At 68.0% G+C, this 24,812-nt stretch carries 19 protein-coding genes and 1 pseudogene; 10 read left to right on the forward strand and 10 right to left on the reverse strand.

Features of this window, described 5'->3' with window-relative positions; genetic code table 11:
* The 3 genes and pseudogenes from HUW62_RS30755 to HUW62_RS30765 form a co-directional block, all read right to left on the reverse strand.
* Positions 1 to 562 (reverse strand): annotated as a pseudogene (locus tag HUW62_RS30755) (hypothetical protein); the annotation flags it as partial.
* A gap of 388 nt (positions 563 to 950) precedes the next feature.
* The gene (locus tag HUW62_RS30760; RefSeq protein WP_163864928.1) at positions 951 to 1,373 is read right to left on the reverse strand and encodes a hypothetical protein; all 423 of its coding nucleotides are present in this window, start codon (positions 1,371 to 1,373) and stop codon (positions 951 to 953) included.
* Positions 1,374 to 1,598: 225 nt separating this feature from the next.
* Positions 1,599 to 4,886, reverse strand: coding sequence for an RCC1 repeat-containing protein (locus tag HUW62_RS30765; protein WP_176436418.1), 3,288 nt, complete (start codon positions 4,884 to 4,886; stop codon positions 1,599 to 1,601).
* 719 nt (positions 4,887 to 5,605) lie between these two features.
* Between HUW62_RS30765 and HUW62_RS30770 the strand changes: the two genes are divergently transcribed.
* The 3 genes from HUW62_RS30770 to HUW62_RS30780 all read left to right on the forward strand — a co-directional run bounded on the left by HUW62_RS30770 (position 5,606) and on the right by HUW62_RS30780 (position 10,363).
* The gene (locus tag HUW62_RS30770; RefSeq protein WP_163864930.1) at positions 5,606 to 6,529 is read left to right on the forward strand and encodes a hypothetical protein; all 924 of its coding nucleotides are present in this window, start codon (positions 5,606 to 5,608) and stop codon (positions 6,527 to 6,529) included.
* Between the two features lie 657 nt (positions 6,530 to 7,186).
* The gene (locus HUW62_RS30775) at positions 7,187 to 9,892 is read left to right on the forward strand and encodes an Ig-like domain-containing protein (RefSeq protein ID WP_176436419.1); all 2,706 of its coding nucleotides are present in this window, start codon (positions 7,187 to 7,189) and stop codon (positions 9,890 to 9,892) included.
* 306 nt (positions 9,893 to 10,198) lie between these two features.
* Positions 10,199 to 10,363, forward strand: a complete 165-nt coding sequence (locus HUW62_RS30780) for a hypothetical protein (RefSeq protein ID WP_163864932.1) — start codon at positions 10,199 to 10,201, stop codon at positions 10,361 to 10,363.
* 39 nt (positions 10,364 to 10,402) lie between these two features.
* On the opposite strand, the gene HUW62_RS30785 is transcribed toward HUW62_RS30780, so the two are convergent.
* From HUW62_RS30785 to HUW62_RS30820, 7 genes are all read right to left on the reverse strand, one after another.
* Positions 10,403 to 10,687, reverse strand: a complete 285-nt coding sequence (locus tag HUW62_RS30785; protein ID WP_163864933.1) for a hypothetical protein — start codon at positions 10,685 to 10,687, stop codon at positions 10,403 to 10,405.
* A gap of 326 nt (positions 10,688 to 11,013) precedes the next feature.
* Positions 11,014 to 11,919 (reverse strand): S9 family peptidase, encoded by a 906-nt coding sequence (locus HUW62_RS30790; protein ID WP_163864934.1) that lies wholly within the window; start codon positions 11,917 to 11,919, stop codon positions 11,014 to 11,016.
* A gap of 310 nt (positions 11,920 to 12,229) precedes the next feature.
* A complete protein-coding gene (locus HUW62_RS30795; RefSeq protein WP_176436420.1) occupies positions 12,230 to 13,513 on the reverse strand; it encodes a dickkopf-related protein in 1,284 nt (427 codons plus the stop codon).
* Positions 13,514 to 13,647: 134 nt separating this feature from the next.
* Positions 13,648 to 15,339, reverse strand: a complete 1,692-nt coding sequence (locus HUW62_RS30800; protein ID WP_176436421.1) for a C2 family cysteine protease — start codon at positions 15,337 to 15,339, stop codon at positions 13,648 to 13,650.
* An 850-nt stretch (positions 15,340 to 16,189) separates the two neighbouring features.
* Positions 16,190 to 16,885, reverse strand: coding sequence for a hypothetical protein (locus tag HUW62_RS30805; protein ID WP_163864937.1), 696 nt, complete (start codon positions 16,883 to 16,885; stop codon positions 16,190 to 16,192).
* Positions 16,886 to 16,943: 58 nt separating this feature from the next.
* Entirely contained in the window at positions 16,944 to 18,212 is a 1,269-nt protein-coding gene (locus tag HUW62_RS30810; protein ID WP_255203732.1) for a S8 family serine peptidase, read from the reverse strand.
* A 75-nt stretch (positions 18,213 to 18,287) separates the two neighbouring features.
* Complete coding sequence (locus HUW62_RS30820; protein WP_338041915.1) at positions 18,288 to 18,536, reverse strand: RCC1 domain-containing protein; 249 nt, start codon at positions 18,534 to 18,536, stop codon at positions 18,288 to 18,290.
* Between HUW62_RS30820 and HUW62_RS30825 the strand changes: the two genes are divergently transcribed.
* From HUW62_RS30825 to HUW62_RS30855, 7 genes are all read left to right on the forward strand, one after another.
* On the forward strand, positions 18,469 to 18,645 hold the full coding sequence (locus HUW62_RS30825; RefSeq protein WP_163864941.1) for a hypothetical protein: 177 nt from the start codon (positions 18,469 to 18,471) through the stop codon (positions 18,643 to 18,645). The genes HUW62_RS30820 and HUW62_RS30825 overlap by 68 nt on opposite strands.
* Before the next feature lie 330 nt (positions 18,646 to 18,975).
* Positions 18,976 to 20,289: a zinc-dependent metalloprotease gene (locus tag HUW62_RS49695; protein ID WP_176436423.1), complete on the forward strand. Its 1,314-nt coding sequence runs from the start codon at positions 18,976 to 18,978 to the stop codon at positions 20,287 to 20,289.
* A 201-nt stretch (positions 20,290 to 20,490) separates the two neighbouring features.
* Positions 20,491 to 21,042: a hypothetical protein gene (locus HUW62_RS30835; protein ID WP_176436424.1), complete on the forward strand. Its 552-nt coding sequence runs from the start codon at positions 20,491 to 20,493 to the stop codon at positions 21,040 to 21,042.
* A gap of 155 nt (positions 21,043 to 21,197) precedes the next feature.
* Positions 21,198 to 22,892: an FG-GAP-like repeat-containing protein gene (locus tag HUW62_RS50095; RefSeq protein WP_163864944.1), complete on the forward strand. Its 1,695-nt coding sequence runs from the start codon at positions 21,198 to 21,200 to the stop codon at positions 22,890 to 22,892.
* A 325-nt stretch (positions 22,893 to 23,217) separates the two neighbouring features.
* Entirely contained in the window at positions 23,218 to 23,850 is a 633-nt protein-coding gene (locus HUW62_RS30845) for a hypothetical protein (protein ID WP_163864945.1), read from the forward strand.
* A 165-nt stretch (positions 23,851 to 24,015) separates the two neighbouring features.
* Entirely contained in the window at positions 24,016 to 24,606 is a 591-nt protein-coding gene (locus tag HUW62_RS30850; RefSeq protein WP_163864946.1) for a hypothetical protein, read from the forward strand.
* On the forward strand, positions 24,603 to 24,812 hold a 210-nt coding region (locus HUW62_RS30855; RefSeq protein WP_176436425.1), incomplete at its 3' end, for a hypothetical protein. The genes HUW62_RS30850 and HUW62_RS30855, both read left to right, overlap by 4 nt.

A 24,812-nucleotide genomic window follows, 5' to 3' on the forward strand; every position in this document is an offset into this window, starting at 1 on the left:
ACATCACCCCGCCCCCCACCGCCAGCACTCCGCCGGTGACGGCCGGAATCCAAGCCCGCTGGCGCGGCGACGAGCGCCCTTCAGAGACCTCCGCCACGGGCCCCGTGGAGAGCCCTGGCCCCAACGCCTCGCGCGAAGGCTCCGGGGCCCTCCGCTTCAGTGCCTCCGAGGGCTCGCCTCGCGCGGCCAGTTCCTCACGCACCTTCACGCGCACCGCCTCGAAGCGCTGCCGCAGCTTCGGCGACACGCTCAGCGGCAGCACCGCGTCTGGATTCAGGAACAGCGCGGACTTGAACGCGGCCTCCGCCTCTTCCTGCCCCTCCTTGCTCAGCTCCGCCAGGACCACGCCCTCATAGAGCGACACCGCCACGTCGTCCTCGGGCCCCCGAGACACCCGCTTCGCGCGAGCCACCTGCTCCAGTGCCCGCTCGTACTCCAGGTCCTCGATCAGCCGATGGATGGACAGCAGGTAGCGCCGCGTGTCCCCGGAGACCTCCGCCCGCGCGCCGGGAGGAAGCAGCGCGAGCCCCAGCAGCAGGACCCCATGACAAATACCCCGCACCCAGGGGCGCTCCCGGGCAGACCCATTCGTTGGCATGGATTCCATTCTGTCTGGATGTCCCCGCTTGATTTCCAGACAGGGGACGCGAGGCCTCACCACCTCTCGACACTCGAAAAGCGTCAGGCTTTTCCAGCGTCCAATCCCATACGAATGGTCGCACGCGAGGCCACTACCGGGCGGACCTCTCTCGGCGTAACGGACCGGGGCATGGATTGCAGACGGCTCACGCCCAGTTGTTCATCAGCATCCGGCGCGCGGCCTCCCGCACCCAGCCCTTGCAGGAGAAGGTGGCGCGGAAGGTGTGGGCGCCCAAACCGAACCTCCACGTCGCGGGGGATGCCGCGCGGGGCGGGGCCCCTCGCTCCAGGTGGCGGATGGACCCCGTGCGTCAGGAGTCCTGGCGCGCGTCCACGTAGGCGCTGAAGTGGAACTTGTACGTGCTGTCGTAGAACTTGATGCCATTGCCCACCGACGCGTTCAGTCCGTAGGCGCTGCCGGTGCAACCCCCGCAGATGAGCACGCCGTTGCGGTGGATGTTCCACAGGCCGTTGACGTTGAACGCCGTGACGGCCGTGACGGACGAGCCCACGAGGTCGAAGGCGTAGGTGTTGCCGTTCGCGATGCCGTTGAAGCTCGCATACGCGGCGAACGTGCTCTCGTTCCAGCTGATGTTCATGTTGACGCCCGTCGCCGGGTACGTCGCTCCGTTGTCGCCGATGTACAGGCCATGGGTGGACTGGATGCTGTGGCCGGCCAGGGCGGGGACGGACACGAGCAGCGCGGCGGCGGCGACGGAAGAAACGGCCTTCATGGGATGACTCCTGCTTGGGGGGAACACGGGGTGCGGTGAAGCACCCCGCGTGGAATCCATCCTGCACGAGCCCGGTGATACACGGAAGACATGTTTAATTTGCGGAAGCCGCATTTCAGTCGCGGCGGTCGCGAGACTTGAGGATTTTGCCTGGTCCCGATTCAGGTGAGTCCCGCGCAACCCCGACCTGTCGGGAAGGCGGGAGCGGGGTAGGTGGGACGCTCCTCACCAGATTTGAGTCGGAGACAGCCTGGCGGCCATGGCACCCGTGACAAGCTGGCCATTGCTGTTGGAACCGAAGCCGCTCACCGTTCCGTCCACGGAAACGACGAGCACGTGCGTCTTCGCGACCAGAAGGCTCACCACCCCTGTCAATCCAGGCACCTGGGTGGGCGTCAATTGCTGGGTCGTGGTGCCATTCCCCAGTTGGCCGCTGCCATTGCCGCCCCAGGCCCAGACGGTGCCATCCACCTTCACCGCCAGCGAGTGCGCATCGGCGGCACCCACGGCCTTGACGCCCGAGAGGCCCGGCACCTGCGTGGGAGCCATTCGGTGGGTGGTGGTGCCGTCCCCCAGTTGGCCGCTGCCATTGCTGCCCCAGGCCCAGACGGTGCCGTCCACCTTCACCGCCAGCGAGTGGTACTCGCCCGCGGACACGGACACCACGCCCGTGAGGCTCGTCACCTGCGTGGGAGTCATTCGGCTGGTGGTGGTGCCATCCCCCAATTGGCCGTTGCCATTGCTGCCCCATGCCCAGACGGTGCCGTCCACCTTCCGGGCCAGGGCGTAGCGCAGACCCGCGGACACGGACATCACACCCGTGAGGCCCGGCACCTGCGTGGGAGTCGTCCGGTAGGTGGTGGTGCCGTCCCCCAACTGGCCATGGAAGTTCTGGCCCCAGGCCCAGACAGTGCTGTCCGCCTTCAGCGCCAGCGCGAAGTATTCGCCCGCGGAGACAGACACGACACCACTGAGGCCCGGCACCTGCGCGGGGACCCATCGGTCGGTGAGGGTGCCATCCCCCAACTGGCCAGCGGCGTTGTGGCCCCACGCCCAGACGGTGCCATCCCCCTTCATCGCCAGCGAGTGGCCCTCGCCAGCAGCCAAGGCCTCCACGTTGCCGAGACCCGGCACCTGCGCGGGCACCATTCGGTTGTTGTTGGTGCCATCCCCCAGTTGGCCCGCGAAGTTGGAGCCCCAGGTCCAGACGGTGCCATCCAGCTTCCGGGCCAGGGAGTGCCATGGGCCTGCCGCGAAGCCGCGCCCTCCGATGAATTGAGAGGGAGTCGGCGAGTGGTAGGCGCCCGCCGAACCGTCGCCCAACTGACCCTGAATGTTGTTGCCCCAGGCCCAGACGGTGCCATCCGCGTTCACCGCCCGCGAGTGGTAGTCGCTCGCGGACACAAACACGGCTCCAGCGAGGCCCGACACCTGCGTGGGGACTCGTTGGTCAGTGAGTGCGCCATTCCCCAACTGCCCGAGGACGTTGCTGCCCCAGGTCCAGACGGTGCCGTCTGCCTTCACCGCCAGCGAGTGCGCCTCGCCAGCAGCCAAGGCCTCGACGTTGCCGAGGTCTGGCACCTGCGTCGGAGTCGTTCGGCCAGTGATGGCGCCATCCCCCAGTTGACCCGCGTAGTTGGCACCCCAGGCCCAGACAGTGCCGTCCGCCTTCAGGGCGAATGAGTGGAAGTCGCCGGCGGTCACCGACACCACGCCAGTGAGGCCTGGCACCTGCGTGGGCACCTGTCGGTGGGTGAGGGTGCCATCCCCGAGCTGGCCATCGACGTTGTCGCCCCAAGCCCAGACGGTGCCGTCCGCCTTCACCGCCAGCGAGTGATATTCGCCCGCGGACAGAGATATCACGCCGGTGAGGCCCGACACCTGCGTGGGCACCCGGCGGTGGGTGAGGGTGCCATCCCCGAGCTGGCCGCGGGTGTTGTTGCCCCAAGCCCAGACGGTGCCGTCCGCCTTCACCACCAGCGAGTGCCAGTCGCCAGCGGCCACGGACACGACCCCGGCGAGGCTGGACACCTGCGTGGGAGCCCATCGGGTGGTGAGGGTGCCATCTCCCAACTGGCCCTCGGAGTTGCCGCCCCAGGCCCAGGCGGTGCCGTCCGCCTTCACCGCCAGCGAGTGCGTGTCGCCAGCGGCGATGGACAGGACCCCGGTGAGGCCAGGCATCTGCGTGGGCCTCAAGTGCTGAAGGGTGGTGCCATCACCCAACTGTCCATGGAGGTTGTCGCCCCAGGCCCAGACGGCACCGTCCGGCTTCAGCGCCAGCGAGTGTTTCGGACCCGAGGCCGCGATGCTTCGCTCGACCAGGCCCTGCGTCTTCCTCGGCACCGCGCTGAAGGTCATGGACCCATCTCCCAACTGCCCTTCCACGTTGTGGCCCCACGTCCACACCTCTCCGTTGGCCATCAATGCCACCGAGTGCTGGCCGCTGCCGGCCGCCACGGCCACCGCGCCGCTCAGCCCCACCGCTTGCACGGGGACCAGCCTCTGCACTTGCGTCCCGTCTCCGAGCTGGCCGCGCGGGTTGGCGCCCCAGGCCCAGACCGTCCCGTCCGACTTCAGCGCGAGCGAGTGGAGCTCCGCCGCCAGCACGCCGTCCACGCCTCCCAGTCCCGATATTTGCAACGGCAGGAAGCGAGAGGTGGTGGTTCCATCACCCAGTTGGCCGAAGCTGTTGGACCCCCAAGCCCAAGCGGTGCCGTCCGCCTTTCGCACGAGCGAGTGATTGCTGCCGGCTGACAGCCCCGTCACGTTTCCGAGGCCGGGGACCTGCGCGGGAAGCGTCCGGGAGCCAGGGGTGTTGTCGCCGAGCTGGCCGCTGGTGTTGCTGCCCCACGTCCACACCCGGCCCAGGGCGTCGAGCGCGAGCGAGTGCGCGTTGCCCGCGGCAATCGCCGTAATCGAGGGCAGGCCCTGCACCTGCACCGGTGCCAGGCGCTGCGTCGTGGTGCCATCGCCCAGTCGACCCGAGCCATTGCTGCCCCAGGCCCAGACAGTGCCATCCGACTTCAATGCCAGCGAGTGTGAGAAGCCCGCGGCGACCTTCACCACCTCCACCACTCCCGGCACCGGAACGGGCACCTGACGCCCGGTGGTGGTGCCGTCGCCGAGCTGGCCGCTGGTGTTGTTGCCCCAGGCCCAGACGGTGCCGTCCGACTTCAGCGCGAGGGAGTGCAAGTCGCCTGCACCCACGGCGCGGATGTTCCACAGGCCCCAGGACCGGACGGGCGCGCGTTGGTCCTGGACGCTTCCATTGCCCAGTTGACCATGGACGTTGTCGCCCCAAGCCCAGACAGTCCCGTCGGAGCGCACCGCGAGGGTGTGGTTGCGACCGGCGGCCACGAGGCCCAGACGGCTGGCCGTCTCGGCGGCTCTCACCGTGCCCACCTCCTCGTGGGGTGACGGCGTCCCGTCCTGACAGCCCGTGGCGGCCAGTGAAACGAACAACAGCCAGACGGCCCTCAACGCGACGTCCGTGTACCGACGATGTGAATGCATGGACCCCTCTCCCAGTGCAATGACGTGTGGCGACACCCGCACAAGCGTGCCCCCAGAAGGGAAAGGCTCATACACTATGGGTGAATAGAAACCGATAAATCTTCCGCTGTGCGTCCGCGACGCCGCCCCCCATGCCGGATGTCTGGTTTCACGGCGGGAGGTCGCGCGGTCGCGACACTGCTTCCTTTGCCCTGGCCACCATCCGCCAATGTTGGAAGGAGCGAAGCGCGAGTTCATAGGCTGCGCGGGCACCCGCGACATCTCCCTGCCTCTGCCTGGGCTCGCCCAGAAGCATGCGACAAACCGCGGCCTCCCGGAGGGCCTGCGCCGCAGCGGTATAGCGCCAGTGCTGCGGGTGGTGGCGAGCCTGAGCGACAAGTTCGTCGGGATTGGACATGTCGAATTGTCTCTCATTCAGGCGGAGCGCCTCGGCCCTGCTCAACTTGGCGACAATTTCAGGACGCGCGCAAGGGCCGCCCGGCGGAGAGCGACGAACGACTCCATGCTCCTTGTCCACGATGGGCAGGCGGGGTGACCACGGTGGGGGCGCTGCCGATGCCCGCGAGGCACCGCCGGAGACTCCGGGCGCGCGCGGCCCGGAAGCAGGCCTCTTCCTCGGCGTCCTCGAATCGGGGGGGGCCCTTGGTTCGTCGCCCGATTCCGCGCCTTCCCGCGGCTGCGGCTTTCGTGGACATGCCAGACGATTTGAAGAGAGGAGAATGACCCATCGCCTTCTCATGGCCTCCCTGTGGTGGGGGGCTCTCGGCGGGATTCTCACTGGCGCTGCCCCTGCCTCGGGGGTGGAAGTGGAGCGCCCCACGCCTGTCGAGCTCCGGTGGAAGGTGCCCGTGGCGGCGCCGCTGCGCTACACCCTGACGGCGACGAGCCTGCCCGGGCGCGAGGCTCTGACGCAGTTGGACTCCACGCGCCCCGGGCTCTGGGGCCTGTCGCCCCGCACGCGCGAGCCGCGGCCCGAGCTGGTGCTTCTTCCTCGCGAGGTCGTGATGACGGCGGAGCTCGCGCGGGTGGACGCGGAAGACCTGGCCGCCCGGGTGACGCTGACGCGGGTGGAGGTCTCCTCGCCGGAGGGCGCGTCGAGCAAGGATGCCCGTCGCGCGAAGGCGCTCGTGCCCCCGGTGGCGGGGACGGTGCTGGCCCACTCGTCGCTGATGGACCTGGGAATCATCACCCGACACCTGCCCCAGGAGCAGCACAACCTGGTGGCGCTCCTGTTCGAGCTGCCCGCCAGGCCCGTCGCCGTGGGTGACACGTGGGCGCTCAGCATGGACCTGATTGGAGAGATGGGATTCGAATGGCATGGCGAGCGTGAGCGCTTCGACCAGGCGCGGCTGACGGCACTCGAGCGCGATGCCGCCGGAAGGACCGTGGCCATCATCGACTTCACCCTCACGATTCGGGATGCGGGGTACTACGAGCCCCTGTTGTCGCGTCGGAGGTTCCCCGCCTCCGACACGGCGTCCTACGTGGGGCGCGGGGAGTTCCTCGTCGAGGAGGGTCGCTGGAAGCGCCTGTCGGGTGAGATATCCATCCAGGCCAAGGGTGTCGTCAGGATGGACTCGGCCTACCGGTTCGTCCTGGAGCCGCTGGAGCCTGCGCGCTTCCTGCCGTTGGCCGCGGAGTGAGGGGAGGCCCGCGCGCCGGGGCCCGCCTCGCGGCTGTCGTGGACAGGCCCAGGTGCTCCAGAGTCGCGCGACTCGCGGTGGCCGGCCGCGGCCAGGAGCGCCGGCACCCACTGCGTATCGTTGACGCCGAGGCTGGGCTCCCAACACGAGAGCAGGGAGAAACGCGGCCCGGCGACCACGTCGCCGAGGCCCCGAGGCCTCGGGGAACCGGCGCCCGGAGGAGGAAGGCGCCGATGCGGACCGGCCTGGAGCGAATCGCACACACGCTCAGCTACGACCTCCTCGATGCGCGAGGCCTTCCAATCCCTGGCCTCCTCCATGCCCCAGTCGCGTCGCCGGACGCTGGATGGACAGACACACGCGGTGGACCCCAAGGCTCGACACCGGGCGGTCCTCCGACACCCCCCCATCTCTTCACAAACCGTAATTCGGCACCCGTCCTGGGATCTCCGCTCTCCATTGGACCCAGAACTCTCCGGAATATGTGATCTTCATGTGGCGATCCGGTGAAACAGCGCATCAGCGGTCGCCCAGGTTGACTTGGAGGGGGATTCCATTCCCTCTCTTCTTCTGGGGTGCGCTTGAAGTCCTGATGCGGACACAGTACGCACGCGCTGTGTATCGCGTTAACCCCATGTTTCACCTGCCGAGGCCCTCATGACAGCTCGTTTCGCGCCGCCCGTTGAACGGAGCGCGTTGCTCCTTGCCCTCTTCCTTGTCGCTGCCTGCGGAGACAGCACCGAGCCCGCGAGCAAGTCGCTCCGCGTCACGCCGGCGACGGCCACGGTGGCCGTGGGCGCGACGACGCGCCTGGTGGCTGAGCTGGTCGAAGCCAACGGTACCTTCTCGCCCGCGGGGTCCGCGGTGACGTGGGCGTCGGGCAATGCGGCGGTCGCCAGCGTCGCGAAGCAGTCGGATGGAAGCGTCACGGTGACGGGCGCCAGCCCGGGCACGACGCAAATCACCTCCACGGTTGACGGCCGCTCCGCCAAGGCCACGGTGACGGTGACGGCTGCCACCGTCACGCTCGTGTCGATTGCCGTGACTCCGGCCGCCCCCTCGATTGCCGCCGGGACGACGCGGCAGTTCACCGCGACGGGCACGTACAGCAATGCCACGACGCAGGACCTGACGGCGACGGTGACCTGGGCTTCGTCGAGTGAAGCCACGGCGACGGTGAGCCAGGGTCTGGCGACCGGCGTCGCGGCCGGCACGACGACCATCAGCGCGACCTCCGGCTCCGTGTCGGGCTCCACGACGCTGACGGTGACGACGGCGACGCTGGTGTCCATCGCCGTGACTCCGGCCGCCCCCTCGATTGCCGCCGGGACGACGCGGCAGTTCACCGCGACGGGCACGTACAGCAATGCCACGACGCAGGACCTGACGGCGACGGTGACCTGGGCTTCGTCGAGTGAAGCCACGGCGACGGTGAGCCAGGGGCTGGCGACCGGTGTCGCGGCCGGCACGACGACCATCAGCGCGACCTCCGGCGCCGTGTCGGGCTCCACGACGCTGACGGTGACGACGGCGACGCTGGTGTCCATCGCCGTGACTCCGACCAACCCCTCGATTGCCGCCGGGACGACGCAGCAGTTCACCGCGACGGGCACGTACAGCAATGCCACGACGCAGAACCTGACGGCGACGGTGACCTGGGCCTCGTCGAGCCCGAGTGTGGCGACCGTGAGCAATGCGGCGGGCAGCCAGGGTCTGTCGACGGGCGCGGGCGTGGGCACCACGACGGTCAGCGCGACCTCGGGCGCGGTCTCCGGTTCCACGACGCTGACGGTGACGCCGGCGACGCTGATGTCCATCGCCGTGACTCCGACCACCCCCTCGATTGCCGCTGGGACGACGCAGCAGTTCACCGCGACGGGGACGTACAGCAATGCCACGACGCAGGACCTGACGGCGACGGTGACCTGGGCCTCGTCGAGCCCGAGCGTGGCGACCGTGAGCAATGCGGCGGGCAGCCAGGGTCTGGCGACGGGCGCGGGCCTGGGCACCACGACGGTCAGCGCGACCTCGGGCGCGGTCTCCGGTTCCACGACGCTGACGGTGGCGCCGGCGACGCTGGTCTCCATTGCCGTGACTCCGACCGACCCCTCGATTGCCGCTGGGCGGACGCAGCAGCTCACGGCCACGGGCACGTACTCCGATGAGACGACGCAGGACGTGACGGCGACGGTGACCTGGGCTTCGTCGAGCCCGAGCGTGGCGACCGTGAGCAACGCGGCGGGCAGCCAGGGGCTTACGACGGGCGCGGGCGTGGGCACCACGACGGTCAGCGCGACCTCGGGTGCGGTGTCGGGCTCGACGACGCTGACGGTGACGCCGGCGACGCTGGTCTCCATTGCCGTGGCTCCGACCAACCCCTCGATTTTCGCTGGGGCGACGCAGCAGTTCACCGCCACGGGCACATACTCGGATGAGACGACGCAGGACATGACGGCGACGGTGACCTGGGCCTCCTCGAGCCCGAGCGTCGCGACAGTGAGCAACGCGGCGGGCAGCCGGGGTCTCGCCACGGGCGTCAGCGTCGGCACCACGACGGTCAGCGCGACCTCGGGGGCGGTGACGGGCTCGACGACGCTGACGGTGGCGGTGCCCACGCTGGTGTCCATTGCCGTGACTCCGGCCACCCCGACGATTGCCGCTGGGACGACGCAGCAGTTCACGGCCATGGGCATGTACTCGGATGGCTCGTCGCAGGACCTGTCGGCGACGGCGACGTGGGCCTCCTCGAACACCCCCAGCGCGACGGTGAGCAACGCCGCGGGAAGCGTGGGCCTGGCGACCGGCGTCAGCGCTGGCACCACGAGCATCAGCGCGACGGTGGACTCGGTGTCCGGCGCGACGACGCTGACCATCAGCGCCTGCCACATCACCCTCAACGAGGTGTCCGTGGCCGGGACTGGCGGGGCCTCGGACGAGTTCGTCGAGCTCTACAACGGGTGCTCCTTCCCGATTGACCTGAAGGGTTGGAAGCTCGTGTACCGGTCCGCCGGGGGAACGGCCGACGTCAACCTGTCTTCGTTCACGGCCGCGACGGTGCTCGCGCCGGCTGGGTTCCGGCTCTACACCGGTTCGCAGTACACGGGGAGCGTGGCGGGCGATGGGACGATGGCCTCCGCCCTCGCCGCCGCCGGCGGTGGCCTGGCTTTGCGCGATGGCTCCAACACCGTCCGCGACTCCATGGGCTTTGGGACGGCGACGAATGCCTTTGTCGAGGGCACCGCCGTCGCGGCCCCCTCCTCCGGGAACTCGGCCAGCCGGTATCCGGCGGACGGAACGGACACCGACAACAACCTGGCGGACTTCCACGTCGTGGCCCGGACGCCCAAGGCCGCGAACCTCTGAGCCTCATGAGGTCATTCGCCATCCTGGGCGCATGACCCGGTTCCACCGGCCCCGTCCTCCCGCCCCGTCTCCACGGGCGGGGACGGGGCCGGGTTGCTTCCGTCGAGCCGCCTCTCGCGCTCCGGCGCTGCCCCGCACCGCACGTCCGCACAGCGGCTCTCCATGCGCTGTCACCGCGCCGGCTTCTCTGTCTGGCAATGCAAGACAGGGTGACCCCTGCCGGGCTTCGTTGAAGCGGGCAGGGCTCCATCCCCAGCGCCCAGGGGTTGAGTGACATGGCTGGCGTGTGGGCCCTGCTCCTGAGCCATGAACCTGCAGCGCTTCCGCGCCGCGGAGCCCGAGGAGCAGTTCGGCATCCCCACGCCCCCGGACGATGACGTCTTGTCTCCTGGTGGTCCGGTGGGTGAAGACGGCGCGGTGGTGCGCAACCTGCTGACGCCGTGGTCTCGCGTGCTGACGTCCTGGCGGTAGGGCCTCGTCATCGAGGCCCTGACCGCCAGGGGTGCTGAATCAGCTCTCCAGCGCGGAGGCCTGGGCCTCCGCACTGCAAACCAGCGACTCCTCGGAGAACTGCTCGACCATGTCCGCTTCGTCCGTGGGCTCATCGAGTGTTTCGGGCTCGCACAGCCCCGCTGCCCGACAGGTCGTCGTGAAGAGGCCCTCGCTACAAAGCCTGTTGCACGTGCTCGGGCCGAAACAGACCTCGCTGCGCGGTGGCGGGAGCGCGGATGCGGCGGTGGGTGCAAAGGTGAGGACGACGGAAGCCGCTAGAAAGCGTCGCAGATACTTGCCCATGACTCCTCCAGTGGTGGTGTGAAGCCTGGCCACGGTGATTCGAGCGAGCCTGCAAGTAATATGGGAACCCCATCGCGCCAGCGCGTTTCAATACAGGCCGTGCGTTGTCTCCACGGCCATGGCCTGCATCCGCTCCCAGTCGATGCCCACGTCATGGGGCCGGCGCGGCGTTGTCCCCGGAGTACGCCGCACTCGGGCGTCCAGTCCTCCACGCCCGGCACGCCGTTGCCGCACTGGGTGGACAGCGGGAACTCCCGCCGCCGGTGGCGCGGGTAGCGCCCGATGCGCTCCTGGGACGGGCCATCGCTGGGCGCCGTGTCGGTTGGCTAGTTGTCGCGGAAGAACGCGATGCTCCGCTGGAGCGCTTCCGGTACCGAGCTGAAGTGGTCGCCGGGCACCATGTGCGCCTGTACGTCCAGCCCGGCCCTTCCTGCCTCCTGGGCTGTCTCCTCGGACGTCGAGCGGAAGAAGGGTTCCTCGCTGCCGAAGTAGAGCCGGGTGGGGCACTTGAAGCTGGTGGCGAAGTCCACCGGGGAGCGCATCGCGAACTCGCGCGCATTCGTCATTTCGAAGGGAACGATGTCCTCGCGCCCGACGATGAAGCTCTTCTGCTGAGGGGAGCCCGAGAGCGACGCGGCCGCCCGGAAAGCGCGGGAGGTCTGGGCCGCGAGCAGGGCCAGGGTTCCTCCAACGCTGTGCCCGGACACGTAGAGCCGGGACGGGTCCACGCCCGGAAGGCGGGAGAGCGCGGCGGCCGCGGCGAGCACGTCGTCCACCTCGTCGTAGAAGAAGGTGAAGGTGCCCGGCTGACCGTTCTCTCCGCGCAGCAGGGGCATCATCACCACGAAGCCCGCCTCTCGGAAGGGGCTCGACATCTCCCAGTCCTCCTCTCCGAAGGCAAAGCCTCCGTGCAGGAAGAGCACCGCGGGATGCTTCTTGCCGTCTTGAGGAACCGGGCTGACGTAAGCGGTGAGGTCCAGGCCACCCGAGCGGTAGGTCACCACGGTTGCGCCCTTGGGCGTCAGGCCCGCCTCTCCCTCTTGAGGGGCAGGGCCCCGCCAAAGCAGCTTCGTCTTGAAGCCGCTTCGCGCCAGGGCGTAGTCCTTCGCCAGGGCGGAGTCCTCACGGACGGTTGTGGTTGCGGGGAGGGTGCGGCAGCCCGTGGCGAGTGTCACGAGCGCGGCCACGAGCAGGAACCGCGAACAGGGGCGGGCGAATGGGAGTGTGTGCATGGATTGGATTCAAAGTCCTAGCAGAAGGTATTCGAAATGGGGGGGATGTTCCCCCAGGCAGTCGCGCCGATGCGAGCGGTGCCGATGGGGACGGGCCTCGAACGGCTCGCCCACGGCACGCTGGAGGGGCAGGGCGCTCCCTCTTCCGGCTGGCGCGAGCCGGAGCGCTCGCGGCGAAGGAACTCGACATTCCGCGGAGAGCTGCGTTCGACGCCACGGATGCAGAAGCGCTGCAGCGCTTTTTTGGAGAGCTGCCGACGCCCATCGACCACGTATTGGTGACCGCGGTGCACCGGAAAGACGAGGGCCGCTACATGCAAGCCCCGCCGACCGTGACATCGGCCGGCTTCCAGCACGTCTTGTTGGGACCGCAGCCGTTGCAATGGCCACCGTCGATGGGCCAGCAGGACGTGCTCGAATCCGAGATGCCGCAGCCCAGCGTCGCGCCCATCTTGCACACGAAGCCCGGCGCACACTTCGTCACTCCGGGAGTGCAGGGCGTCCCACCGCAGGCGCCACACGCGGCGGTGCCGCAGGCGTCGCAGTAGTCGACGTTGTCATCGGCCTCGCACGACTCGCTGCCCGCGTGACACGACGACTTCCCGGGCACCGTGAAGCCGGACTGGCAGGTGTCGGGTGTCGTGTTGCACGCATGCGTGACATAGCCCTCGTCCTTCGAGCCATCGCAGTTGTCGTCGATGCCGTTGCAGCTCGTGTCGGGCTGCGGAGACACCACCTGCGTGCAGACCGGGTCCACGCCCGTGCAGCTCAGGACGCCCTTCGCGCAGGGCCCCTGCTTTCCAGGAACGGTGCAGGCCGCGCCTGGCGTGCACGGCGGCTTGCAGACGCCCCCACTGCACGACAGCCCGTTGCAGCACTGCGCGCTGCTGCTGCACGAAGCGCCCTTGGCCGTGCACGCGGCGCAGGACCCGCCGAGACACACGTTGCCGCTGGAGCACGCAGGCGCGGCGTTGCAGCACCCCTGTCCCTGTGCGCCGCAGGTCGTCGTACACAAGCCGGCCGAGCAGTTCTTGCCGAAGTCACATGCGTTCCCCGACACACAGCAATCGGCACCGGAGGTTCCGCAGGGCACGACCAGCCGGACCACGGGGCTCGTCGAGGACTTGCACCCGGTCATCACCGCGGCGCCACCTTGCTGGAGCTCCGTGTTGATGCAGGTGTCGGTATCGGCGCCCGTATCGAACGAGACGAGCTCCTGGTTGCCCGGCCCCACGACCTTCACTCGTGCGATCAGCGTGCGGCCCGCGCCCGCGGACCAGTACTGGGACGCCGCCGGAATGACGACGTCGGACGCGGCGAAGGAGTACCAGCTCTCACCCGCGTTATCGACGTATGGCGTCGTGCCCGTCAGGATGGGCGCGTGTGGAATCACGTCGAACGTGCCCGAGACGTTGTTCTTGACGAGCGGCCGGACCTCGGCGCTCGGCACGTTGTAATAGAACCCCTCGAACGCCACGTTCGTGGCCTTGCTGTCGACGACCTGATTGTCGCGGGGATAGTTGAGACACCCATTCGTACAGGCGGCGAGACAAACGACGACGAGCAGCGCCCACTGCCCCTGCTTCCGAGCCATGATGCCTCCTGAGACCGGGAGCACGTGACTCCCCGAAAAAGAACGACGCGCACACCGGATATTCCCCGGCGATTTCGCCGGGGAACTCCCCACCGCGGCGCCCGAACGTCACGGGCGTCGCGTGACCTGGAGCGTCAAGGCAGGTCCCACCGTCCCGCCCCTCCCAGGAGGAAGTAGATCTGCGTGTAGTCGCGCAGCTCGACCTCGAAGCCATAGGGGTTGCGCAGCACGATGCCCACGGGTTTGCCGGTGCGGTCGGTCACCACGCGGTCGATCATGAGGATGTGCGCACCCCGCCGCCACGAGTTCGCATCGAGCGTCGCGGTGTCGCTCACGTTGGGCACGGACCCCGTCACGAGCGCCGCTCCCTGGGCGCGCTGCTGCTGGACCCAGGCCAGGAAGGCGTCCACGCCCAGGTTGCGCGCCGTCATGATGGGGCCGCTCGGCGAACCGTTCGCGAGCCACCCGAGCACGTCCTCCTTCGTCACCCCATCGGCGTAGCTCCAGTGGGTGATGGTGAGGTTGATGTGCCCGCCGCCGGGCTTGTTGATTTCGAGGGTGCCGTCACCGGTGTCGATGGCCGAATAGTCGGCGGAGTCGGACCGCATGATGGCGTAGGCCTTCTCCACGATGGGCACCCACAGCGCGCCCGTGCTCCCGAGCTTCGCGTACTGGAGCCCGTTGGTCGCGCTGTTCACCCAGAGGTCTCCATCGACGCGGACATAGACAGGGTCTCCGTCGCGATAGAAGCGCACCGCGTAGGAGCCGTCACCGAGCGCCACCACCATGTTCCGGATGAACTCGGGGTCCGAGTTCGCGATGGCCGAGAGGGCCGCGACGAAGTAGCAGTCTCCGACGGTGCCCTGGAAGATGTCGTTCTTGCCAGGGCCACTCGGGCCGAAGAGCGGGCTGTCACTGTAGTCCTGCTTGACGAGGGTGAAGCCCGAGTCGCCCGAGAACGACGTCGGGTCCAGGAGCTCCTCGCCCAGGGGGTCGAGGCCCACCGGCGTCGACGTCCCTCCGCCGTTGTAGCTCACATGATGGAACGCCGAGACGACGTGCACATAGCCCAGGGAGAGCTCGAGCGCCGACAGGTCGAGGAAGCTGTCCGTGGCGTCCCCCCAGTAGGAGTCCCACTGGTTGCCGCCGGTGATGATGTCGGCGCCGAGTCCCACGGTGATGAGTGTGTCCTGCCCATTGTCGCCATACAGCAGGTCATTGCCCGACCCCCCGTTGAGCAGGTCTGCATCATCACCGCCGTGCATCTCATCGTTCCCGCCGTGGCCGTAGAGCGTGTCGCGCCCCGTCCCTCCGTACAGGATGTCACTGCCACCCGAGCCCCAGAGCACGTCCGCGCCCGCGTTGCCGTTGAGCGTGTCGACACCCAGGTCGCCCGTCAGGAAGTCGTCGCCGCTCCCGCCGTTGAGCACGTCGTCACCGTTGCCACCGTTCGCGGTACAGGGCAGGGCGGTGTTGTTGGTGAACGTGTCGTTGCCGTCACCCCCGGAGAAGGAGATGGAGGTGATGGCGGAGCCGAACAGGGGGTTCAGCCAGTAGACGCTGCTCGTGCCATTGAGCGTGACGATGATGCTGGTGGGGTCGTTCGGGTAGTAGCTCACGGCGGCCGTGTCGGCGCTGGCAGTGCCGGTGATGACGACCTTCGTGCCGGTGCCATCGAGACCGATGAGGCTGGCGTGAGACATGGCCAGGGCGTCGTCCGGCACGGGCGCGGAGCCCTCCAGTTCCTCCGGCGTGGGTGGCAATCCACAAGCGAGCAGCGCCGTGAATGAGAGCAATGGCAACCAGGGCCTCGAATGACGACTCATGAGATGGACTCCTCGCGTTCAGGTCCGAAACATCGACATGGCGGCTGTCGACACATGAATCATTCAAGAACCCAGCCAACCCATGCACCTGCGCGCCGGCGTCCCCGCACCGGCGGGTTTCGAGCAGTTGTTGCAGGGTCTGCAAACGTTGCATGGAGCCCCGCCAGGAGGCCTTGCAGGTCTTGCACGAAGGTTCCGGGCGCGAGGTCGATTCCCGCCTCACGCGCCGGCCTCTCGCTGACGTCAAGGGCCCTGGCCTCCCGAGAGGCAAGAAGCTCGAGCGACACGTCGGAGGACTCTCGCTCGCGCGCGCAAGGCCCACTCCCTGCGCTCCCGGGGATGGCGCGAGGAGCCTCCAGACTGGGCGAGCGACATCTTCGGTGTGCTCCCGCTGGCCGAATGCGGCCAGGGGAGGCCCCCGCGCCGGGGCCAGTCTCGCACCTGACGTTGGGCAGGCCCAGGTGCTCCAGAACTGCTCGCACCCCTCCGGCCTCCTTCACGTACGCCAGTACTTGCTGCCTCCACGCCTCATGCATGCGAACCCGTCGCCGTCGAACGTCCTGCGGAGCAACCCGGCCCAGTCCATTCGCGGTGTCCTCTTTCTTCATCCGCTCCTTGCTGGCCGCTGCCTCAAGCCCCGCGCTTGCCTCCTGCGTGCCTGCTTGAGGATGCAAGAAATGGCCGCGGTTTGGCGCCTGACCCGGCGGTGGGATGCTTCCTGTCCCCGGACCCCTCCATCCCGTCGCCGTTCAAGAGTCAGTCACATGGGCCCTACATCGGGTGACAGTTCGACGCCTGGGCCATCGAGGCCCGCCTCCAGGCGGCACAAGCGACCTCCTGCGAACCCCGCTCAGAAGTACGGAGCGTACATCTCGGCGCGCTTCCAGAAGCTGGCGCTGTAGTTGAACGGCTCGTCCACGAAGTTGGTCACCGAGTACCAGGGTCGTCGCGTCGTGTTGGGATTCGCGAGCGGAATGCCCGTGCTGGAGACCGAGGCGAGCAGCGCGAAAGTGACGGGATTCTCCACGCTCGCTGAAGCGCTGCACGTCGTCCCCACGCACTCGACGAAGACAGAGACCCGGAGCTTCCACACGCCCGTCAGCGCGGACTTGTTGAACGACACGCAGTGGAGAATCCGCGACCCGTAGATGTCGCTCCACGCGAACTGCTCGATGGCGAACTCGACCTTTGTGTTGGAGGAGTCCAAGGGGCAGCTCGGATGCGCGGCGGTGTCGATCCGCCCCAGCGCGATGCCGATACCGCCATTCGGCGCCGTGGTGGTGAAGGCTCCGCTCGCGTCAAACGGCTGCCCGTTCGCGAAGGCGCTGATGGCGATGTGCTCGCTGCTGCTCTGCAGCAGCGTCGTCGCCGCGATGTCGACTTCGATGTAGTGCGTCTCCAGGAGGGTGCCCGCCGGTTTCGTGGCCGCGACGCCCATCTGCGACGCGCCACACAGACCCGGCGCGCAGGGAGGCGTGAGGGAGAAGTCTTGAGCGGACGCGGACGCCCCCCAGGCGAACAGGGAGACGACAAGGGGTCGAATCACGGTGGAAGGTTTCCAGGTCATGGCGCTGCTCCGGTGGGAGGGTCACTCTCGTCACCCATCAGGGCGCGACGAAGAGGCCCACGCTGACATCCGATTCGCAGCTCGAGAAGAACTTGTAGGAGATATAGGTCACCGGCGGCCCTCCCACCGGCGGTAGATAGAGGTCCATCCAGATGTTGCGGGCCGTTGTCGCGAAGTGTGTCGGCCTGGGCATGGCGGGTATGGCGTAGTCGTACTGGGTAATCACGCAGCCGCTCGCGGGTGCGCCCACCGAGTCGAAGCTCAGGTTGAACCGCCCGTTCGTCGGGAGCTGCAGCGTCGCCCCGACGTGCTCCAGGAAGAACACCCGGGAGGTGATGCGCTCGCGGATGGCGAACTCAGCCCGCCCGAGGGCGCGTCCCTGGCCATTGCCGGGTGGGTTCAGGGTCGGCAGGTAGATGGCTTCGCTGACATGGTCCTTGGACTGGAGCGGGTACAGCTTGTTCCGGACGGCGAGTTCGATGGCCGAAGGCGTCGCAAGCCCCATCGACTCCGCGAGGTATGCCGCCAGCCCCGCCACGAAGGGCGCGGCCATGGAGGTCCCCGACATGGGGGCGTAGAGAGTGGACACCGTCGTTCCGGACTGGGGATTGGTGCCGAAGGTCGACGTAATCTTATACCCAGGTGCCCAGGCCTCCACGCAGGCCCCGTAGTTCGAGCCCGCCTGGGACTGGGCCACGGTGCTGAGATTGCGGATGCCAGCGATGCAGCCGACGGTGGGCCAGGTGTCACAGTGCATGGGCGTCAGGGGTTGGCCCCGGTCATCGAGGGCGCCCGTCACCACGATGCCGTCCGTGATAGTCGCCGGGCCATAGGCATACCCACAGGCATTCTGGAAGTTGTTGCCCGCGGACTGCGAGATGAATGCGCCCTTGTACGTGCCGGCGCTCTTGGCGACGACCTTCATGCGCGAGCCGGCGGTGCCCGTCGCCGCGAAGATGTTGTCCGCCGATGAGGCAGCATTGAAGGAGAGGTTGATGATGCCCACCTGTCCCCGCTGAGTGATGTCCATCATCACCCAGTCGAGCGCGGCGATGAAGCCCGCGGCGGTCGAACCGCCATTCGAGCCGCCCCGGTTGCAGCGGTTCACCGCATCCAGGTTGCCGGTCCCCAGGACGGAGACGGACACCAGCGGGGCCCCCGGGGAGATACCGACCGTGCCCTTGGCGTTCTGACGAGCCCCGATGATGCCCGCGACGTGGGTCGCGTGCGCATGGAACCCCGATGAATCGAGTAGCGACGAAGGCCGTGCCCTTCTTGACGGGACACGGCGAAGTCTTGCATCCATTCACCGGAGGCAGAGGAATTCGAGCCCCACGCCCAAAGAATTCCGGCCGCGCTTCGCGCCAGGAAATGCGAAGCGCTAGACGAAATCTCCGCGATGCCCGAGAGATTCGCGACCTGGACTGGCAATGCGGTTCCCGATCCCCATCGAGTGGATGCTTGTCGGCGCGGGACTGACCTTGTCCACCAGGGAGCCATCTTCTAGCTGTCCATAGGCGTTGGAGCCCCACGCCCAGACGGTCCCGTCCGCGCGCGTGGCCATGGACGAACTCAATCCCGCGCCAATGGACGCCAGCGTCAGAGAGACCTTCAATGGCCCCGACCGCATCGTCTTGGGGGAGAACGGCAACATCGCCGTGGAGCTCCCGGAGATGAACCTGGACGGCGAAGCCCTCGACCTCGGTGCCACGCTCGCGATTGCGCCCACCGGGTGTTGAAGTCACCCAGAGATGTGCGTGACATGACGACGTCTCCGAGTGGGCCGTCGGCATCGACCCATGCGCCTTGGTGCCGCACGACCCGGGTCACCCGAAGGAACCCCACAGGGGCAGGCCGGCACCGGGACGAGGCACGGCGACGCATGACGGGGTTGCACCACCCCGCCGATACACTTCTGTCGACAAGGAATACTGTTTAGGCGTATTATGCCTTGATTGCCTGGGAGGCGTGACGCCTGCGGGGCGAGACAGTCTCGCGAGCGGATACACCCACTCCAGTCTCAACACCGTTCACGGTTGGGGTCCTTCTGGTCGACCCAAGGAATATCCATGTTCACGAAGAGTCTTGTCATTGCAGTGGGATGCGGTGTGTTGATGTTCGGATGTGCCGGACAATCCGATGAGACGCAGGAGATTGTCGACAACCTGGCCGAGGCCGGGTTTCCGGCCGATGACATCATGGTCGTCGAGGGGAAGGTGTACGTCGGCCGAGACGCCGAGGTCTCACTGGCCGCGTCGCGCGAGATGCTCGCGCGGGACAACAGCACCGAGGAGCAGTACCGCACGACGAACCTCGTCAGCACGGCGGTGACGAAGATCTGCATCAACGGCTCGACGTTCACCGGCAACTTCAGCACGGCACTCGACCTGGCCATCCAGAACTACGACGAGCTGCCGCTGAGCTTCGCCATGGCGCGCGCGCCGAGCCCCGACTGCAGCTTCACCATCAACGCGGTCATCCAGCCTGGTGTCGTCGGAGGCTCGGCGGGATTCCCCACGGGCGGGCTGCCGTACGGCACCATCAACATCGGCGGCGGGCTTTCCGCTTACAGCGTCGACGTCATCGAGCACGTCATCACGCACGAGCTTGGCCACACCGTCGGTTTCCGCCACACGGACTACTACAACCGCGTCATCAGTTGCGGCAGTGGCGGCAACGAAGGTGACGCGGGCGTCGGCGCCATCCACATCCCGGGCACGCCGACGACGGCGACCATCGGTGGCTCGCTCATGAACTCCTGCTTCCGCTCGGTCGAGACGGGGGAGTTCGCCTCCAGCGACCTCAGCGCGCTGGCCTTCCTGTATTCGGCGCAGGAGGGCTATGCGTCGTTGAACTTCGAGTCCTCGGATGCGCGCCGCACCGCCTCCACCGGCGATTGGGCCTACGGCGACTTCAAGGCCGAATGCGCCAGCGGTGAGCCGCTGACGGGTGTGTCCCTCGGCCCCGCCTCGCGGTACAGCCGCATCGCGCTCTGCCGCACCGGCGGCGACGCTGGGCGCTACCCGCACGCCGGCTGCTACTCCCGGTTCTTCTCCACCGCCGACAGCCGCGGCACCACGGCCACCGGCGACTGGGACGTCGGCAACTTCAAGGGCGAGTGCGGCGCCAATGAGTTCGTCGCCGGTGTGGCCCAGAGCACCGCGCATGAAATCACCGCGTTGCTTTGCTGCCCTGGCAACGTCGCCCACAACTCCTGCACCCCTCGCGTCTTCGACGGCCAGGACGCACGCGAGTCCTCCACCTCGGGTGACTGGGACGTCGGCAATTGGAAGGGCGAGTGCGGTTCCGGCCGGTACATCGGCGGGATCTCCCGCAACCCCTCCGGTGGCGCGCCCCACGCGCTGCTCTGCTGCAGCCCGTGACGCAGCCTCGGTAGCCCGGAGTCGCTGAACAGACGCGGGCCGGCACCGGTTGAGCTCCGGAGCCGGCCCGTGCTGTCTTTTCAGGCAGTCTCAGCCTTGCGCCGCGGGGGACTGGCTGGCTGTGGCGGGTTGAGCTGGGTGCTCGCGTTTCGCTGAGCGTGACCTATCCCTGCTCGTGGGCTGGGGTTGGCGTGACGGTCCATGCGTCTCTCCCGCATCGTGTTCCTGTCGGTCGTGCTGTGGGCGACGGGCTGCGCCCATTCGTGGGTGCCGTCGCTCCCCGCGAGTCATGGGCAGCTCTCCCTCGCGATGGCGTACAACGTGGACCCGGAAGGAAATCCGCGCGAGGCCTCGGAGCCGCCACCCGCGTCGTTGTTCAACCCGGGGGCGCAGGGGGGCGTCACGCCGGAGATGGCGCGTGACGCCTTCGACGAGGCCGTGGCGCTGTTGAAGGGCGCGCCCACGGAGGGGCAGGTGCGGCAGGCCTCCGCGACGCTGTCGGCCGCTTGCGCCGTCGACCTGTTCGACGCCTGTGAGTTCCTGCTCGCGAACTTCCAGCCCGTGAAGCCGGCTGGAGGGGCTGTCGCCGCCGGACGTCCCGAGGGAGGCGTTCCTTCTCCGGAAGAGGCAGGTGTTCATCCTCCGGGGGCGAGTGGACACGGACGGGCGCGCGCGGGAGCTCCGGGTCGTGGAGTCGCCCTTCCCGAAGTTCGGGGAGGAGCTGATGAAGGTCGCCGCCGCCACCCTGTATAAGGGAGCCCTGAGCCGCGCCGCACACGCGCCGACGCGATTCCGACGCCCCGATTGGGCGGGTCCCTCCGTATGGAAAGGAGGAATGCCCAGCTCCACCTTCCGGGGCATTTCGGGAGACCCTCGTGTCGTGGCGTCAGCGCGCAGGTTGGCTTGCGGTGTCAGGAGCAGTCCTCACGGGCTGCGCTGGAGAGGTCGACGTACAGTCCCCGGAGCAGGAGGTCGCGGAAGCATCGGACGCGCTCTACTCCCAGAACGGAGTCACGCTCTGGCCCCTTTCCAATCCAGTGATTCCCATCTGCTGGGTGACGACCGACTTCGACACGGAGAAGCAGCTCATCCGTGAATCGGTGGCGCGCACCTGGGAGTTCGAGTCCCTGGTCAAGTTCGCCTGGACCAGCACGTGCCCCACCACCGGCACGGACAAGTTCATCCGCGTCGAGCTGGACGTGGCCACGGATGATTTAGGCGTAGGCGGAGGTTCGGCATTCCCGGGGATGGGCGCGCTGCGTCTTCCGGGAGAGGGCCACTCGCTGCATATCGCCGTCCCGAAGACCACCTATCCCCACCGGCTTGGCCGGCTGCAATACCTCGCATCCCACGAGCTGGGGCATATCCTCGGCTTCAGCCACGAGCAGCACCGGTCTGACGCAGTGGCGCCGTGCAATTCGACCATCTATCTCGGCACGAACTTCACCTGGTACGACCCGGCGTCGCTCATGCAGTCCCAGGACTACTGCAATATCAACAACAACCTGTCGGAGGCCCTGAGCGCCTTCGACAAGGTGGGCGTGGCCAGCGTGTATGGCCCCCGGCGCTGGTCGCAGGAGTTCGCGACCATCAACGCCCTCTCTCTCGAGTACGACCTGCGTCACATCGCGGACGTGGACGGGGATGGGAAGAACGAGATGGTCTTCTTCCGGGACGACGGTGTACGGGTCGCGAAGGTGGACGCCGCCCAGCGACTCTTCCTCGCATCCCAGTCGTGGAGCACGGACTACTGGACGGACACGCCGCCGGGCTTCTTGGAGCCTCGAACCGTGGGCGACGTCAACGCGGACGGACGGGCCGACCTCATCTCGTTCTGGGGCTCAGGCGTCGGACTGTCCTACTCGACGGGCACGGCTTTCGCGTCGGGTGCCATCGCCTTCGTCGGCTTCAACAACCTCAACCCGAGCTGGCCGGATGCGAGCTCCACGCCTCGGATGGTGGCCGATGTGAATGGCGACGGCAGGGCCGACATCATCGGCTTCAATGACACCGGAACGGTGGTCTCGCTGTCCCAATGCACGGGGGCGCTCTGCACCCCGAGCACCCAGTTCGCGGCCCCGGTGCTGGCCCTGGCGGCCTTTGGAAACGCGCCGTTGCTGGGCGGCTGGGCTGGGGCGCGCCACCCGCGCCGGGTCGCGGACGTGAATGGCGATGGCAAGGCGGACCTCGTGGGGTTCTCCGAGTGGGGCGTCATCGTGGCGCTGTCGACGTCCACGGCGACGACGGTGTCCTTCGCCGCGCCCTCGCTGTGGATCGCCGACTACGGCGCGGACGTGAGCGTGGGCGGGTGGAGCTCGTCGACGACCTATCCTCGCCACCTGGGCGACCTCAACGGAGACGGCCGGGCGGACATCATCGGATTCGGCCATGACTATGTCTGGGTTTCGTTCTCGACGGGCACGGGCTTCCTCCCCGCCCAGGCGGTGTTGAAGAACTTCGCCGTCGCCAGCGGCACCTGGTTCCCGGGGGCCCCCCGCTACCTGGGTGACGTCGACAACGACGGCAAGGTGGATCTGCTCGGCTCCAACCTCATGGGCACGCAGGTGTTCCTGGGCAAGACGTACACGAACGGCGCGCTCTAGCCGTCTCCCCCCGGGGCACGACACCGCAAGATGCCGGTGTGGCCAACGGCCATGGCCCGTTGAGCACTCCCCGCATCACCACCCTCGCCTCATCCGGGATGCGACACGCGAGTCATGCCTCCCTTGGGACACGGCCTCCCTGGCGCGCTGTCGCGAAATTCTGAGTCCCCGCGTCGCGCTGCCCTCGCGGTCCATCCTGGTGTCACCGGGAGAACATGGAAGGCACCGAGCTTGCACTGGCGCCACGTCGGGCCAGGCGAGGAAGGCCGACCCCGCCCTGGGCCCGGCGGTGATTCACATCGCATCACCGCGAGAGGAAGACATCATGCACAGCTCAGTCGTCACGTTCGGGGCCCTCATCACGCTCATCCTCGCAGGGGCACCGGTCGCCCATGCTGAATCCGAGGACCTGAAGCTCTCCTTCGGCCTTCGCGCCGGCTACGGGCTTCCGCTCGGCACCGCGAGGGGCGGGGAAGGCCACTACAACATGGACCTGGACGAAGTCGTGAAGGGCATCGTCCCCGCGCAGCTCGACGTGGGGACGTTCCTGGGCTCCCGTGTCTACGTGGGCGCCTCGTTCCAGTACGCGGTGGGGCTCGCTGTCAGCTCCTGCCAGGGGGACTGCGGTGTGAGCGCCATGCGAATTGGCCTCAACCTGAGCTACCACCATCCCTGGTCGGAAAAGCTCAGCCCCTGGGTGGGCCTGGGCGTTGGCTACGACTTCCTTGATGCCGACCAGTTGCCCTCCATCACGACCGGACAACTCGAGCCGACCTCGTCGTATGGCCGCCTGGAAGGCTTCGAGGTGGGCAACGTGCAAGGGGGCATCGATCTCAACGTCGCGGGGCCCGTGTGGTTCGGCCCCTACGTGACGGGGACCCTCTCCAGGTACGACGGACCGGATGCCCGCTTCCATTCCTGGTTCATGGGCGGCCTGCGACTCCTCGTCCGACGTTGAGCCGTCCAGAGGCGGAAGCCTCCCCGTCACTCACCGAACACGCGCGCATCGACGTCGACTCATGAGCCCCTCGCCCCCGAATTCCGACCTCTCGTCGGAACCCGCACGCCCGGCGTGTGCCCCTGAACTAGGACGGGAAGGCACCCACGAACGGGAGTCCCCACCATGCACGCCCGCAGCCTCCTCGCCGCCCTCGCGCTCGCACTGGCCAGCCCTGTCCTCGCCGCGGAGCCCACCCCTCCCGCCGGGCCGCGGCAGCCACCCTCTCCCGCGGAAGCGGCCGCGCGGCACCGCGAGAAGCTCTCGCCGCTCCAGGTCCTGGTGGGCAACTGGCGGGGAGAAGGATGGGTCGACATGGGCCCGCACACGGGCGGCCGCAAGACGTTCCAGCTGAAGGAGACCGTGCAGCCGCACCTCGACGGAACAGTGCTCGTGGTGGAGGGACTGGGCACCAGCCGAGCGAGCCCCACGGCCCCCGAGGTCCCTACGCACCAGGCATTCGGAGTACTCTCCTGGGATGAGGCCGCTGGCCGCGTGCGCTTCAGTGCATACCGCTTTGGCGGAGGTGTCGTGGACACCGAAATGAAGCTGCTGGGCGAAGGGGTGTTCCAGTGGGGCTTTGACATGCCTCAAGGCCGCGTCCGCTTCACGCTGAATGTGCGTGACGGGGTGTGGGTGGAAAAGGGAGAACTCTCGCTCGATGGGGGCAAGACATTCGGTCAGTTCCTCGAGATGACGGTGCGGCGCGCGAAATGAAGCCCGGGGTGCGCTGGGCGCTGTTCGGGGGCGGCACGCTGCTGCTCGCGGCGCTCGTCACGGCGTTCGTGATACTCCCCGCGCCCGCCTCGCCCGCCCCGCCCGCGAAGGTCGCGCGCATCTTCGCGCTCAGCGCCTTCTACGGCATCTGCATCGGCTTCCCGTCGATGAGGTTGATGCCCGCGGTGGGCCGGCGCGCCATGCAC

This window comes from Myxococcus sp. AM011, from assembly GCF_013372595.1.
Lineage (GTDB): Bacteria > Myxococcota > Myxococcia > Myxococcales > Myxococcaceae > Myxococcus > Myxococcus eversor.

Excerpts from the sequence above, each read along its gene's own strand:
- HUW62_RS30790 (WP_163864934.1), bottom strand. The coding sequence starts at position 11,919 with ATGCACACACTCCCATTCGCCCGCCCCTGTTCGCGGTTCCTGCTCGTG.
- HUW62_RS49695 (WP_176436423.1), top strand. The coding sequence starts at position 18,976 with ATGTTCACGAAGAGTCTTGTCATTGCAGTGGGATGCGGTGTGTTGATG.
- HUW62_RS30820 (WP_338041915.1), bottom strand. The coding sequence starts at position 18,536 with ATGCGGTCGGGGCCATTGAAGGTCTCTCTGACGCTGGCGTCCATTGGC.
- HUW62_RS30775 (WP_176436419.1), top strand. The coding sequence starts at position 7,187 with ATGACAGCTCGTTTCGCGCCGCCCGTTGAACGGAGCGCGTTGCTCCTT.
- HUW62_RS30810 (WP_255203732.1), bottom strand. The coding sequence starts at position 18,212 with ATGGATGCAAGACTTCGCCGTGTCCCGTCAAGAAGGGCACGGCCTTCG.
- HUW62_RS30845 (WP_163864945.1), top strand. The coding sequence starts at position 23,218 with ATGCACAGCTCAGTCGTCACGTTCGGGGCCCTCATCACGCTCATCCTC.
- HUW62_RS30825 (WP_163864941.1), top strand. The coding sequence starts at position 18,469 with ATGGACGAACTCAATCCCGCGCCAATGGACGCCAGCGTCAGAGAGACC.
- HUW62_RS30785 (WP_163864933.1), bottom strand. The coding sequence starts at position 10,687 with ATGGGCAAGTATCTGCGACGCTTTCTAGCGGCTTCCGTCGTCCTCACC.
- HUW62_RS30765 (WP_176436418.1), bottom strand. The coding sequence starts at position 4,886 with ATGCATTCACATCGTCGGTACACGGACGTCGCGTTGAGGGCCGTCTGG.
- HUW62_RS30770 (WP_163864930.1), top strand. The coding sequence starts at position 5,606 with ATGACCCATCGCCTTCTCATGGCCTCCCTGTGGTGGGGGGCTCTCGGC.
- HUW62_RS30795 (WP_176436420.1), bottom strand. The coding sequence starts at position 13,513 with ATGGCTCGGAAGCAGGGGCAGTGGGCGCTGCTCGTCGTCGTTTGTCTC.
- HUW62_RS30850 (WP_163864946.1), top strand. The coding sequence starts at position 24,016 with ATGCACGCCCGCAGCCTCCTCGCCGCCCTCGCGCTCGCACTGGCCAGC.
- HUW62_RS30835 (WP_176436424.1), top strand. The coding sequence starts at position 20,491 with ATGCGTCTCTCCCGCATCGTGTTCCTGTCGGTCGTGCTGTGGGCGACG.
- HUW62_RS30780 (WP_163864932.1), top strand. The coding sequence starts at position 10,199 with ATGAACCTGCAGCGCTTCCGCGCCGCGGAGCCCGAGGAGCAGTTCGGC.
- HUW62_RS30800 (WP_176436421.1), bottom strand. The coding sequence starts at position 15,339 with ATGAGTCGTCATTCGAGGCCCTGGTTGCCATTGCTCTCATTCACGGCG.
- HUW62_RS30760 (WP_163864928.1), bottom strand. The coding sequence starts at position 1,373 with ATGAAGGCCGTTTCTTCCGTCGCCGCCGCCGCGCTGCTCGTGTCCGTC.